This window comes from Ruegeria sp. BHSC037 (assembly GCF_059613045.1).
In genome coordinates this window covers 1-12,525 of sequence record NZ_JBXWRT010000007.1, presented here as the reverse complement: position 1 = coordinate 12,525, position 12,525 = coordinate 1, and the positions used below count along the sequence as shown (strand labels likewise).

Annotated in this window: 11 protein-coding genes, 1 tRNA gene and 1 pseudogene; 3 read left to right on the top strand and 10 right to left on the bottom strand. The window is 63.2% G+C overall.

What is annotated here, in order from left to right; all coding sequences use genetic code 11:
• Positions 1-42: 42 nt before the first annotated feature.
• From AC2FMN_RS08560 to AC2FMN_RS08525, 8 genes are all read right to left on the bottom strand, one after another.
• The gene (locus tag AC2FMN_RS08560; protein ID WP_496687428.1) at positions 43-1,224 is read right to left on the bottom strand and encodes a phytanoyl-CoA dioxygenase family protein; all 1,182 of its coding nucleotides are present in this window, start codon (positions 1,222-1,224) and stop codon (positions 43-45) included.
• Between the two features lie 41 nt (positions 1,225-1,265).
• A complete protein-coding gene (gene iolE / locus AC2FMN_RS08555) occupies positions 1,266-2,165 on the bottom strand; it encodes a myo-inosose-2 dehydratase (protein WP_496687427.1) in 900 nt (299 codons plus the stop codon).
• Entirely contained in the window at positions 2,162-3,994 is a 1,833-nt protein-coding gene (gene iolD / locus AC2FMN_RS08550) for a 3D-(3,5/4)-trihydroxycyclohexane-1,2-dione acylhydrolase (decyclizing) (RefSeq protein WP_496687425.1), read from the bottom strand. The genes iolE and iolD overlap by 4 nt, the downstream gene beginning before the upstream one ends.
• Before the next feature lie 159 nt (positions 3,995-4,153).
• Positions 4,154-4,975 carry an ATP-binding cassette domain-containing protein gene (locus tag AC2FMN_RS08545; protein ID WP_496687424.1) on the bottom strand — a complete coding sequence of 274 codons (822 nt, stop codon included), beginning with the start codon at positions 4,973-4,975 and terminating at the stop codon, positions 4,154-4,156.
• Between the two features lies 1 nt (position 4,976).
• On the bottom strand, positions 4,977-6,083 hold the full coding sequence (locus AC2FMN_RS08540; RefSeq protein WP_496680574.1) for an ABC transporter permease: 1,107 nt from the start codon (positions 6,081-6,083) through the stop codon (positions 4,977-4,979).
• 62 nt (positions 6,084-6,145) lie between these two features.
• Positions 6,146-7,066 (bottom strand): sugar ABC transporter substrate-binding protein, encoded by a 921-nt coding sequence (locus tag AC2FMN_RS08535; protein WP_496680575.1) that lies wholly within the window; start codon positions 7,064-7,066, stop codon positions 6,146-6,148.
• A gap of 124 nt (positions 7,067-7,190) precedes the next feature.
• A complete protein-coding gene (gene iolG, locus AC2FMN_RS08530) occupies positions 7,191-8,204 on the bottom strand; it encodes an inositol 2-dehydrogenase (protein ID WP_496687422.1) in 1,014 nt (337 codons plus the stop codon).
• Positions 8,205-8,340: 136 nt separating this feature from the next.
• Positions 8,341-9,381: a zinc ABC transporter substrate-binding protein gene (locus AC2FMN_RS08525; RefSeq protein WP_496687421.1), complete on the bottom strand. Its 1,041-nt coding sequence runs from the start codon at positions 9,379-9,381 to the stop codon at positions 8,341-8,343.
• A 56-nt stretch (positions 9,382-9,437) separates the two neighbouring features.
• On the opposite strand from AC2FMN_RS08525, the gene AC2FMN_RS08520 reads away from it, so the two are divergent.
• From AC2FMN_RS08520 to AC2FMN_RS08510, 3 genes are read left to right on the top strand one after another with little or no spacing between them, the layout of a single operon-like run.
• The gene (locus AC2FMN_RS08520) at positions 9,438-9,953 is read left to right on the top strand and encodes a transcriptional repressor (RefSeq protein ID WP_496687419.1); all 516 of its coding nucleotides are present in this window, start codon (positions 9,438-9,440) and stop codon (positions 9,951-9,953) included.
• Positions 9,953-10,693: an ATP-binding cassette domain-containing protein gene (locus AC2FMN_RS08515; protein ID WP_496687417.1), complete on the top strand. Its 741-nt coding sequence runs from the start codon at positions 9,953-9,955 to the stop codon at positions 10,691-10,693. Before AC2FMN_RS08520 ends, AC2FMN_RS08515 begins: the two co-directional genes overlap by 1 nt.
• On the top strand, positions 10,693-11,490 hold the full coding sequence (locus tag AC2FMN_RS08510) for a metal ABC transporter permease (RefSeq protein WP_496687663.1): 798 nt from the start codon (positions 10,693-10,695) through the stop codon (positions 11,488-11,490). The genes AC2FMN_RS08515 and AC2FMN_RS08510 overlap by 1 nt, the downstream gene beginning before the upstream one ends.
• Before the next feature lie 81 nt (positions 11,491-11,571).
• On the opposite strand, the pseudogene AC2FMN_RS08505 reads toward AC2FMN_RS08510, so the two are convergent.
• Both AC2FMN_RS08505 and AC2FMN_RS08500 read right to left on the bottom strand, forming a co-directional pair.
• Positions 11,572-12,207: pseudogene (locus AC2FMN_RS08505) on the bottom strand (integrase core domain-containing protein); the annotation flags it as partial.
• A 208-nt stretch (positions 12,208-12,415) separates the two neighbouring features.
• Positions 12,416-12,492: transfer RNA gene (locus AC2FMN_RS08500), tRNA-Met, on the bottom strand.
• Positions 12,493-12,525 lie beyond the last annotated feature (33 nt).

Below are 12,525 nucleotides of genomic sequence, written 5' to 3'. Positions count from 1 at the left end.
GGTTTCACCTGTGTTGGGGCAGCACCGGCCGCCCGGGTTCCCTCATGCCGCCTGCCGCAACCGCAGCGCGTCCAGCGCCTGTTCCAACTGCGCCTGCGTCCAGCTTTCCGACACCGCCCGGCGCAGGATGTCCGCCTGGCTGGGCGGAGCGTTCCCACCTATCGGCGGATCGGTATCCAGATTGGTCGGAAAGGGATAGCCTTCGGCCGTGGCCGCGATTGCGGCGCCGATGCGGGCATCATCCAGATCGCCGCGCTGTTTCAATGCCACCAGCGCGGGGAATACGGCCAGACACATCGCCTTGCGGTCCACAGCCTCCATCGCCCGCCCGAAGGCCGACGAAACCTGCAACAGGTTGGCCATCCGGTGGATGTCGGCGCTGCTGTTTTCGCCGGCGGCATGGAACAGCGCCGGGTTGAAGAACACCGCATCGCCCTTGGCCAGCGGCAACTGGATGCAGGCCTGTTCGAAATGCGCCCGATGCGCGTCGTCGTGGAATGCGACATAGCCGGGGCCATAAAGCTGCGAGAACGGCAACAGTTTGGTCGGGCCACTTTCGATGGGCATGTCGCAATGGGCAACCGCGCCCTGCAGGGTCAGCGCGGCGGTGACCATATGGGCATGCGACGGGAACTGCGCCGCCTTGTCGGCGGTCTGGAACCCCAGGTGATAATCGCGATGCGCCTGCTGCGCCTTTCCACCCGGCCGCACCTGGTTTATCTGCGCGGTCATCTGGTAATCGGGACCCAGCCAAGCCTCGCAGGCGGCGGCAATCGCCGTGTTGCCGAAATAGAGCGCAAAGCCCTCGGGGTCGCGCAGGCACTGCTTTTGCAGCGCGTTCCACACCCTGTCATTCGCGCCCGAGGCCGCAAAGTGATCGCCTTCGCCGCCACCGGCCTGACGCTCATCTTCGATGATCCGGCGAAACACCTCGGTTGCCCGGTCGACGACCGTGGTATCGGCATAGGCGCCTTTCAACGCGATCACCCCGGCAGATCGGCCCAAAACCCAGCCCCATTCCGCCAGCAGGGCGCGCCGGGCTTCGGGTGTTTCCAAGGCGGGCCGCAGCGCGTGCATGTCATAGACCGGCACGTTCTTTTCCACCGCGGCCGCGTGGGGTACCTGCTCGGGCCGCAGACTCTGCGAGGTCAGCGCCTTGAATTCGTCCAGATCACAGGACTCACGACCGAAATAGCCGACGAAACCAGGTTGCTGACGGACCATGAAACGCTCCTTTCCCATGGCGGCGCCCCGGGGGCGAAAGATCAGGCCGTGATCGTCAATCCGGCCTGACCGCAGACCTCGACGATGTGGTCATAGCCCATCTTCGAGTATTCATAGGGCGGGGCCTTGGCCGGGTCCTGCTCGGCCTCGACCACGATCCAGCCTTCGTAATCCATGGCTTTCAACGCATGGGCGACCTCCTGAAAGTCGATGCAGCCATCGCCGGGAACCGTGAAGGCCCCCGCGATCACCGCATCCAAGAAACTGCGCCGGTTGCCGCGGGTGTCGCGCACGATGCCGGGGCGGATATCCTTGAAATGCACGTGATGCACCCGGTCGCCCCAGCGGTTCAGCGTGGCCAGCACATCACCGCCGCCAAACAGCAGATGCCCGGTGTCAAAGCACAGCTTCACCTCCGGCCCGGATCCGTCCATCAGCCAGTTCACGTCTTCTTCGCTTTCTATGATCGTGCCCATGTGGTGGTGATAGGCCATCGGCATCCCCTGATCGGCCATCCACTTGGCCAGTTCGGTGATCTTGGCGCCATAGGCCCTGATCTCATCCTTCGACAGTTGCGGGCGGTCATTGACCGGGGTGCCGATCTGGCCCTGAACCGTGTTCGAGCATTCGGCATAGACGATGCAGGGGCTGTTCAACGCCACGAACTGTTCGACCTGCGCGCGCACCGCGTCGCGTTCGGCGGCGAAATCGTTGACCAGCGAATTGCCCGAACACCAGCCACCGCACAGGGCAATGTCGTTGCCTTCCAGATAGGCGCGCAGGCCTGCGGTATCGGCGGGCATACGCTGCCCGCGCTCGACCCCGGTATAGCCGATCTGACGCGCCTCTTTCAGGGCCTGTTCCATCGTGAACGCCGCCGTCAGGTCGGGCAGGTCGTCATTTTGCCACGCAATCGGAGAGATGCCGATCTTCACGCTCATTTGGTGTTTCTTTCCTTGATAGCAGCCTCGTAGGCTGCGCGTTTTTCATTCACTTCAGGACGAGTGCTGACCTCGGGCACCGCCACCTCCCACCACGTGCCGCCATATTCGGTCGAGGGGTACGGGTCGGTGTCGATGACGATCACATAGGGGCCTTTTACGTCGCCGCGTTTGGCCAGCGCCTCTTCCAGCTCGGCGATCGAGCCGACCTTGACCGAGGTCGCCCCCATCGCCGCCGCGTGGGCCGCGAAGTCGATGGCCGATGGCGTCTCGTGCACCGCATGGTCCAGCAGGTTGTTGAACTCGGCCCCGCCGGTGCCCATCTGCAGCCGGTTGATGCAGCCAAAGCCCCGGTTGTCGGTGATCACCACGGTGAAGGACACGCCCATCATCGCTGCCGTCGCCAGTTCCGAGTTGGCCATCATGTAGGTGCCGTCCCCGGTGAAACAGATCACGTCCCGGTCGGGCTGGGCCATCTTGATGCCCATGGCGCCGGCGATCTCGTAGCCCATGCAGCTGAAGCCGTATTCCATGTGATAGGCCCCCGGACGCGGCGCCTTCCACAGCTTGTGCAGCTCGCCCGGCATGGTGCCGGCGGCGCACATCACCACCGTGTCGTCATGCGCCGCGCGCTGCACCGCGCCTACCACGTGCATGTCGGTGGGCAGCGCGTTGGCGTCGCCCGGCGCATCCGTCAGCGCATCGACCTTGGCAAACCACTCGGCCTTGAGCGTGTCGGGAACCGGCTGGGGGCGATAGCCCTGCAGGGCCGCACCCAATTCCTCGATCCCGACCCGCGCATCGGCCAGCAGCGGCATCGCGCCGTGTTTCGCGGCGTCATAGGCGGCGGTGTTCAGGCAGACCATCTTGCGCTCGGGGTTGGAAAATAACCCCCAGGACCCGGTGGTGAAGTCCTGAAACCGCGTGCCGATACCCAGGATCAGATCCGCCTCGGCGCACACGGTGTTGGCGGGTTCGCCCCCGGTCACGCCGACCGGGCCCAGGTTCAGCGGGTGATCCCAGGCCAGGGCCGATTTGCCGGCCTGCGTCTCGGCCACGGGGATGTTGTGGGTCTCGGCAAAGGCCTGCAGCGCGTCGGTCGCGCCGGAATAATGGACACCGCCGCCGGCCACGATGATCGGGCGTTTGGCCGACCGGATGGCCTCGGCCGCGCGGGCCAGCTCGCTTTCGTCGGGGCGGATGCGGCGCTGGTGCCAGATGCGCGGCTCGAAGAAGCTGAGCGGATAGTCATAAGCCTCGGCCTGCACGTCCTGGCAAAAGCCCAGGGTCACCGGCCCGCAATCGGTCGGGTCGGTCATCGTGCGGAAGGCGCGCGGCAGGGCAGTCAGCAGATGTTCGGGCCGGGTGATCCGGTCGAAATAGCGGCTGACCGGGCGGAAACAGTCATTGGCGCTGACGGTGCCGTCGGTGAAATCCTCGATCTGCTGCAGAACGGGGTCAGGGCCACGGCTGGCGAACACATCGCCCGGCAACAGCAGCACCGGCAGGCGGTTCACATGAGCCAGCGCGGCGGCCGTGACCATGTTGGTCGCCCCCGGCCCGATCGACGAGGTGACCGCCATGGCCCGGCTGCGCCGCATCTGCTTGGCATAGGCGATCGCGCAATGGGCCATGGTCTGTTCATTGTGACCGCGATAGGTGGGCAGGCTGTCGCGCACGCCGTAGAGCGCTTCGCCCAGACCGGCCACGTTGCCATGGCCGAAAATCGCCCAGACACCGGCGATGAAGGGCTCGCCGTCTTCGTTCATTTGCGCGCCGAGGTAACGCACCAGGGCCTGCGCCGCGGTCAGTCGGATTGTCTTGCTCATCATGATCCCTTTCAGAACGAGGCCGCCGTGGGCAATCCGTTGCAATCATTCTGTCGTGAAAGGATCCGACACGCCCACCACCCAGACCGGGTGGCCCGGCCTGCCGGACCCTGGTGATACTGGCGCCCCCCCATGATGCGGGACACCGGGGAGAATCCTTCAGACGGTGCCGCCCAGCGACCCTTCCAACTCGGCCATCTCCTGCCCGCCGGCCATCATGTCCTGCAGCTCTTCGGGCGAGATCTCGCCGCGCCGGGCGGTGCCCAGCGTCTTGCCGCGGTTCAGAACCGTGAACCGGTCGCCCACGGCCAGCGCGTGCCGGACATTGTGGCTGATGAAGACCACGCCGATACCCTGGCTGCGCACCTTGTCGATGGTGGCCAGCACGTTCGAGGTCTGCCGCACGCCCAGCGCCGAGGTCGGTTCATCCAGGATAAGGATCTTGGCGCCGAAATAGACCGCGCGGGCGATCGCCACGGTCTGGCGCTCGCCCCCCGACAGGGTGCCTACGGCCTGATCGGGGCCACGCAGGTTGATGCCCATCTTGCGCATCTCTTCCATGCAGACCTCGTTGGCGTGCTCGATGTCAAACCGTTTCAACAGGCCTTTTCCCTTGGTCGGCTCGCGCCCCATGAAGAAATTGCGCGTGACGCTCATCAGCGGGATCATCGCCAGGTCCTGGAACACGGTGGCGATGCCCGCCTCCATCGCGTCGCGAGGCGTGTCGAAGGACATCGGCTGACCTTCGAAATAGATCTCGCCCTTGGTCGGTTTGTGCACGCCCGACATCGTCTTGATGAAGGTCGATTTGCCCGCCCCGTTGTCACCCAGCAGGCAGTGGCATTCACCCGGTTTGACGTCGAAGCTGACGCCCGCCAACGCGATGATGTTGCCGAAATGCTTTTCGATGTCCTTCATTTCGACGATCGGGGCCACATCCTTGACCGCGTCGCCGTGATGGAACTTGGTATCTTCGGTCATGTCAGCGCTCCCCGGTTACGCGTTTGCGGATCGCGTTGTTGAACAGAACGGCAATCAGCAGCATCGCCCCCAGGAACACCTGGAACCAGTCCTGATCGAAATCGGTATAGGTCAGGCCGATGACCACCATGCCGAAGATGATCGCCCCGAAGAACGCTCCGATGGCCGAGCCATACCCGCCGGTCAGCAGACAGCCGCCGATCACCGCGGCGATGATCGCCTCGAATTCCTTCTGGAAGCCGCGCCGCGCATCGGTCGAGCCGGCGTCGATCACGGTGATGATCGCCACCAGCGCAGCGCAGCAGGCGGTCAACATGAACAGGGATATCTTGACCCGGTTCACCGGTACGCCCGAGTTCGACGCCGCGACCCGATCGCCGCCCGAGGCGAAGATCCAGTTGCCGGCCGGAGTGCGCAGCAGAACATAGGTGGCGGCGATGGCGAAGGCCACGAACCACAGGATTTCAACCGGGACACCCGGCACTTTGGGCGCGCCGCTTTTGAAAGTGTCGATCAAGCCCTTTTCGGCCAGCCAGGTGAACAGGCTGCCGAAGGCTTCGCCGGAAAAGAACGGCGCGAGCCAGTCATTTTCGACCTGGTCGCGCACGCCGCGCAGCTGGGTCGACCCGCCAGTGGCGGCTTTGAGCCCCACCAGGGACAGGCCACGCAGAATGAACAGAAACGCCAGCGTCACGATGAAGGATGGCAGACCCGAGCGGATGACGATGGTGCCGTTGACTGCCCCGACAAAGGCCGCAAAGGCAAACGTCATCGGGATCGCGGCCGCCAGCGGCAGTTGCCAGGTCACCACGCAGACCCCGAAGAACAGGCCGGCAAAGGCCACCATGGAGCCGATCGACAGGTCAAACTCGCCCCCGATCATCAGCAGCGCCGCGCCGATGGCCAGAATACCCAGTTGGGCGGCCGGGGTCATGAAGTTCATGATGCCGGCAAGCGTGAACATCGATTCATCGGCCGTGATGGCGAAGAAGATGAAGACAAGGATCGCCCCTGCAATGGCCCCCAGTTCGGGCCGCTTCATCAGCTTGGTCAGGAACGGTTCCTTTTTGATCCGTTCGTCCACCGCCACTTGTGCAGACTCGGTCATGGTTTCCTCCCGTTTGGCAGGGGCGGCGCCCTAACGCCGCCCCGATTTTCAGCCCGCCTCTATCAGCGGATGCCCTGAGCGGACAGCTCGACCACCTGACCGGCCTTGTCGGCGGTGATCAGGTTCGGACCCGAGGGCACGTTGCCGCCCGGCATCAGGCCGTACTTGGCGTTCAGCGCCATGAATACGACCGGCAGATAACCCTGCAGATACTGCTGCTGGTCCACCGCAAAGGCCGCGTCACCGTCGACGATCGATTGCAGGAAGTTGGCCGACAGGTCGAACGAGGCCACGTTCACGTCGCGCCCCGACCCTTTGACGGCGGCCACGGCGGGCTCACCAGCCGAGCTTGCGCCCAGCGCCATCACGGTATCGACGCTTTCATCCGCAGCCAGAGCCGCCGACACTTTCGACTCGATCTCGGACGGGTCGTTCGACGTGGGCAGAACGGTCACGTTGCCGCCAAAGCCCTCGGTGAAACCGGCGCAGCGCAGGTCCAGCGCGACGTTGCCGACTTCGTGGTTCACACAGATCGCATTCTTGCCGCCCATTTCGGCCAGCTTCTCACCGGCGGCCTTGCCGGCGTCGAACTCATCCTGGCCGACATGCAGCGCCGCGCCCAGCTCCTTGGACACGTCCGAGCCCGAGTTCATCGAGATCACCGGGATGCCCGCGGCAACCGCGCGTTCGATCGAGGGGCCAAGCGCGTCGGCATCCGGGATCGAAACGATCAGCCCGTCGGGTTCCTGGTTCACGGCGGCGTCAATAAGCTGCGACATGGCGACCATGTCGAAAGTTTCGGGCGCGCGGTATTCGACGTTCACGCCCATGTCCTTGCCGGCCTGCTCGACGCCGTTCTTGACCACGTTCCAGAACGCGTCATTCGCCTGGCCGTGCGACACGACCACGATATCCTGCGCAAAGGCCGGAGTGGCCAGCGCCAACGCGCCGGCGGCGAGCGCCCCTTTGAAAAATTTGTTCATTACGTTTCCTCCCACTAGGACAGATCATTTCCTTGTCCGGGTCTTAGGACCCTTTCATTCGACCGAGGCCGAATCTCTGCCGTCCCGTAGCGCTACGAGACCATTTCAGTTTCCGCATCTGGCGTCATTTTGCAACCGGTTTCAAAAATTCCTCCAATCGGACCGGCGCGCCGGTCCGCGCCGAGCGGGTCGCGGCCTCGGCCATCGCCAGCGCGGCGACCCCGTCTTCCAGGGTGACCGGCACCTGGCTTCCGGTGGTAATCGCCGTCACGAACGCATCCCATTCGGCGCGATACGCCGCCATGTAGCGTTCGAGAAAGAAATAGGTCGGTTTGGCACTGAGGACCCCATCGGCGGTTGATTTGACGACCGTGTGTTCCAGAACGTTCTGCGCCTGCAGCAATCCGCCCGAGCCCAGAATTTCAACGCGCTGGTCATACCCATAGACCGCGCGGCGCGAATTCTTGATGACCGCGATCCGCCCATCCGCATAGGTCATGGTGACGACAGCGGTATCGACATCACCGGCGGCGGCGATTTCCGGGTCGACGACCGAGGTTCCGACCGCCGAGATGGTGTCGGGCAGCGCGCCCATCATGTAGTTGGACAGGTCGAAATCGTGGATCATCATGTCCCGGAACAGCCCGCCAGACACTTTGATGTAGCTGACCGGCGGCGGCGCCGGATCGAACGAGGTCACGGCCAGCAGTTCGGGCGCACCGATCTCGCCGTCCTGCAACGCGACCTTGAGAGTCGCGAAATTCGGGTCGAACCGGCGGTTGAACCCGATCATGACGGGTTGCCCGTTCTGCGCGGCGACGCGCTGACAGGCCATGGCGCGGGCCAGGTCAAGGTCCACCGGCTTCTCGCACAGCACCGCCTTTCCCGCAGCGGTTGCGGCCTCGATCAGGTCCGAATGGGTATCGGTCGGCGTCGCGATCAGGACCGCGTCGATCTGCGGGTCCGCGATGATGTCGTCCGAACGGCGCATGTCGGCACGATGGGCCGCGGCCAATGTTCGGGCGTTGTCCTCGATTGCATCCGAAACCGCGGACAGGACACTGTTCGGGTGCTGCGAGATCGTCCGCGCATGAACCTGCCCGATACGACCCGCCCCAAGCAATCCGACCCTGAGCATTTCGATCCCCCCTGATTAGAAATCTGAGGGGACCATGTTATTTTTTGCAACCGGTTGCAAGCCTTTTCTTCGGGGTGGCGTGCCACAAGTCACGGCGGCAACCGGACAAGCGCCAGGCGCGCTGTTGCAATACAGCCTACCGCGACAGACAGTCGGCCAAAGTCTGCGCCATGTAGCGGATCGTCTGCGGATACAGATCCGCGCCCGGCTCAAGATTCGCCCCCAGCGGGTCTATGACAGCAGTCTCGGCCGTTGACCCCTCCAAAACGGTTGCGACGAGACCTGGGTTGAATTGCGGCTCGGTCAACACGCAATCGACGCCTTCGTCACGAATACGCGCCCGGATTTCCGCAAGTCGCGCCGGCGACGGGTCGGTCGCGTCACTGATCGAGATCGCACCGGAGGCCGGGAAATCGAACGCGTGCTCGAAATACTGATAGGCATCGTGGAACACGACGAACCGACCGCCCCGGACCGGCGCAAGCATGGTGGTCAGTTCATCGGTCAGAGCCGACAGATCCTCTTGCGCAGCTGCGGCGTTGGCGTAGTAGGTGCCTGCATTCTCGGGATCGGCCGCCGAAAGCTGTGCTGCGATCAAGTTCAGCCAGTTTTGGGCGTTTTGCGGCGACAGCCAGGCGTGCGGATCATGCGCGCCATGTGCATGACGATGTTGGTCCGCGTGGTCATCGTCATGCTCGTCCTCGTGGCCATGGGCATCATGGTCGTCGTGCTCATGATTGTCGTGATCCGCATGGTCGTGCCCTTCATGGTCAGCATGATCATCGTGATCGGCATGACCATCATGGTCGTGTGCTTCGAACAAAGCCCCTTCGCGGATGTCCAAAAGATGCGTGCTATCGGACTCCAGCAGGGTGGTCACGGTCGCCCCGCCCGCCAGCGAATCGATCGCACCTTCCAACCAGGGGGTCAGATCTTTTCCCATCCAGAACACCAGATCGGCCTCTTGCAGCGCGGCGGCTTCGGACGGACGCAGATTGTATTCATGGGGCGAAGCGGTGGGCGGCACGATCAGGTCAGGGCTGCCCACCCCGGCCATGACCCGCACCACCAGCGAATGGACCGGCGCAATATCGACAGCCACGCGGGGCACATCTGCCATGGCCGCGCCCCCGAGCAAGACCGCGGCGATCGTTTTCAAGACAAGCGTTCTGGACATCGGACTCTCTGTGTGATTTTATAACATAGCGAGCGACATACATGATATGAAATAACATGACAAGTGATCCGCAATCCCTGCCGTCCGACCACACGGCCCCGGTCGGCTTTCGCGCACATGACCATGACAGTTGCGTTGAAACGGCCCTAGCCGCGGCCGAAGCACGGTGCAAGGAACGTGGGCTGCGCCTGACCCCGGTCCGGCGCAAGGTGCTCGAGATGTTGTTGCAGGAACATCGCGCGATGGGCGCCTATTCAATTCTGGATCGCCTGCGCGAAGCGGGATTCGGTTCTCAGCCACCTGTGGCATATCGGGCGTTGGAATTCCTTGTCAAAAACGAGTTCGCCCACAAGATCGAACGCCTCAACGCGTTTGTCGCCTGCTCGCATCCCGGAGCCACCCATTCGCCGGCCTTCATGATCTGTCGAAAATGCGATGCGGTCGCCGAAGCACAGGCGGCAACGGCAAAGGGAGGTTTGGGCGCCGCCGCCCGCGCGGCAGGGTTCGAAATCGAACGCACCGTGGTGGAAGCCGAAGGCTTGTGCCCGGATTGCACCGAAAAGGCCCAATAATGCCCCTCGTAACCGTTGAACACCTCAGCCTGCGCTACGGCGCAAACACCGTTCTGCGCGACGTGGACATGGTGATCGAACCGGGCGAGATCGTCACTATCGTCGGCCCCAACGGGTCGGGCAAGACCAGCCTGTTGCGGGCCGTTATCGGCGCGGAGAAACCAAGCTCCGGCCGGGTAATCCGCAAGCCCGGCCTCAAGCTTGGCTATGTGCCACAAAAGCTGCATATCGACCCGACACTGCCGATCTCGGTCGAACGGTTCATGCGCCTGACCCACCCGGTGACGCACAAAGACTGCGTCGCGGCCCTGAACCGCGCCGGTGCGCCCGACCTGATGAAGCGCCAGATGTCGCAGCTGTCCGGCGGGCAGTTTCAGAGGGTTCTGCTGGCGCGCGCGCTAATCGACCAGCCCGATCTCCTTTTGCTTGACGAAGCGACCCAGGGCCTGGACCAACCCGGCTCGGCCGCCTTCTATCGTCAGATCGAGGAGGTTCGTAGGGAAACCGGCTGCGCCATTTTGATGGTCAGTCACGAGTTGCACGTGGTCATGAGCGCCTCGGACCGGGTCATCTGTCTCAATGGGCACGTGTGCTGCGCGGGCTCTCCGGCGGTGGTGGCCTCGGCACCGGAATACCGGGCACTGTTCGGAACGGGCACCGGCGGCGCGCTGGCCTTGTACCGCCACGACCATGACCACGCCCATGACCAATGCGACACCACGCGAGAAGCTGCTGAATGATGCTCGATGATTTCATGATACGCGCCACGCTCGCGGGGGTAGGCGTCGCCTTTGCCGCGGCCCCTTTGGGATGTTTCGTCGTCTGGCGCCGTATGGCCTATTTCGGGGATGCGACCGCCCATGCCGCGATTCTGGGCGTGGCGCTTTCATTAGCATTTCAGATGTCGGTCTTCACCGGCGCCCTGGTCGTTGCTCTGCTGATGGCCCTGACGGTCACCATGCTGTCACGGCGCGGCTACGCGATGGATACGTTGCTGGGCGTCATGGCTCACTCGGCGCTGGCTTTCGGGTTGGTGGCGGTGTCCTTTCTGTCCGGCGTACGAATCGACCTCATGGCGTATCTCTTCGGCGACATCCTGGCAGTGTCGCCCGCGGATCTGGCCGTGATCTGGGGCGGGGCCGCTCTTGTCGTCGCGCTGATCGGCTGGCGCTGGTCGCGGTTGCTGACGGCGACATTGAACGAGGATCTGGCCTATGCCAGCGGATTCGACCCAAGGAAGGAACAACTGATTCTGACGATTGCTCTGGCCGTGACGGTGGCGGTTGCCATCAAGGTCGTTGGCGTGCTGTTGATCGCAGCGATGTTGATCGTTCCGGCCGCTGCCGCCCGCAACCTTGCGCGATCGCCCGAAGCCATGGCCTTGACCGCAGCGGCCATTGGTGGGGCGTCAGCAGTTGCCGGACTTCGTGCCGCCTATATGGCGGACACGCCGGCAGGCCCGACGATCGTCTGTGTGGCAGCCCTCGTTTTTGCTTGCCTGAGCTTGTTCGCACCGAGCGTTCAGGGCCGCCGCTAGGATCCCGAGTCCCTACAGGTCTTTTCGTTTGAGGCCGATCCGACCGCCTTGGCGTGCCACTTCGTGGTTCCGGTTTGATTGTTAGTTCATCGTGGGCCTTGCGACCATCGGGACGACGCTTTGGGGCGCGGCTGGGCGGTAGCCCAATGCGCTGTACGGCCTGACGGTGTTGTAGTGTGTGCGCCAATGCTCGATCAGGATTTAAGCTGCCCGAAGGGTGTAGAACAACTCGCCATTCAGCAACTCGTCCCGGAACCGCGCGTTGAAGCTTTCACAGTATCCGGTTTCCCAGGGTGATCCCGGCTCGAAATAGGTCGTCTTTGCCCGGACCGCCGCGATCCAGTTCCGCACCTTCTGCGCGATAAGTTCCGGGCCATTGTCGGATCTTGTATATTGGGGCGGTCCGCGCAGTATGAACAGGTTCGTCAGCGCATCCAGTACGTCCGTGGAGTTGAGTTTGCGATCGACGCGGATCATAGCGCCCGTATTGATCGGCCAACTCGATGATGTCGTCCGTTAGACGTTGCTCATCGGCACGGCCATGGGGCACTTCGCGCTGGGTGGATCGGTGCTGACTGAGCGTGCGACAGGCGCGGCGCTCAGACACGCCAAGCTCCCGCCGCACATGGTCGATGCATTTCCGACGACGCGAAGGGCTCAGAAGTTTCCCTTCGCAGCTTCCGTCAGAACGAGATTGTCCAGCGTCTGGTCGGATATTTGCCAAGAGGGTAAACGTGATCCGTCGCGAAACCCTCTATGAGCATTTTCTCTGTCCCGTGTCGCGACGTCGCCGCTGGGAGGCCTCGGGGCTGGACGTAATTGATTGAACTCTTTTGGGTAACGGAGGGACGCGCTTTCAGCGCCATGTCGGATATGAAAGCCGCACTGAGTGCGGTGCGAGGGTATTGTAATATATGTTGGAATTTGGTTGCGGGGAGAGGATTTGAACCTCTGACCTTCAGGTTATGAGCCTGACGAGCTACCTGGCTGCTCCACCCCGCGCCATTTTTTTGGCGTTCGGCCTGCAGAGATTTT

Bases quoted from the DNA above. Each gene is read 5' to 3' on its own strand.
- AC2FMN_RS08560 (WP_496687428.1), bottom strand. From the start codon at position 1,224: ATGGTCCGTCAGCAACCTGGTTTCGTCGGCTATTTCGGTCGTGAGTCC.
- iolE (WP_496687427.1), bottom strand. From the start codon at position 2,165: ATGAGCGTGAAGATCGGCATCTCTCCGATTGCGTGGCAAAATGACGAC.
- iolD (WP_496687425.1), bottom strand. From the start codon at position 3,994: ATGAGCAAGACAATCCGACTGACCGCGGCGCAGGCCCTGGTGCGTTAC.
- AC2FMN_RS08545 (WP_496687424.1), bottom strand. From the start codon at position 4,975: ATGACCGAAGATACCAAGTTCCATCACGGCGACGCGGTCAAGGATGTG.
- AC2FMN_RS08540 (WP_496680574.1), bottom strand. From the start codon at position 6,083: ATGACCGAGTCTGCACAAGTGGCGGTGGACGAACGGATCAAAAAGGAA.
- AC2FMN_RS08535 (WP_496680575.1), bottom strand. From the start codon at position 7,066: ATGAACAAATTTTTCAAAGGGGCGCTCGCCGCCGGCGCGTTGGCGCTG.
- iolG (WP_496687422.1), bottom strand. From the start codon at position 8,204: ATGCTCAGGGTCGGATTGCTTGGGGCGGGTCGTATCGGGCAGGTTCAT.
- AC2FMN_RS08525 (WP_496687421.1), bottom strand. From the start codon at position 9,381: ATGTCCAGAACGCTTGTCTTGAAAACGATCGCCGCGGTCTTGCTCGGG.
- AC2FMN_RS08520 (WP_496687419.1), top strand. From the start codon at position 9,438: ATGACAAGTGATCCGCAATCCCTGCCGTCCGACCACACGGCCCCGGTC.
- AC2FMN_RS08515 (WP_496687417.1), top strand. From the start codon at position 9,953: ATGCCCCTCGTAACCGTTGAACACCTCAGCCTGCGCTACGGCGCAAAC.
- AC2FMN_RS08510 (WP_496687663.1), top strand. From the start codon at position 10,693: ATGCTCGATGATTTCATGATACGCGCCACGCTCGCGGGGGTAGGCGTC.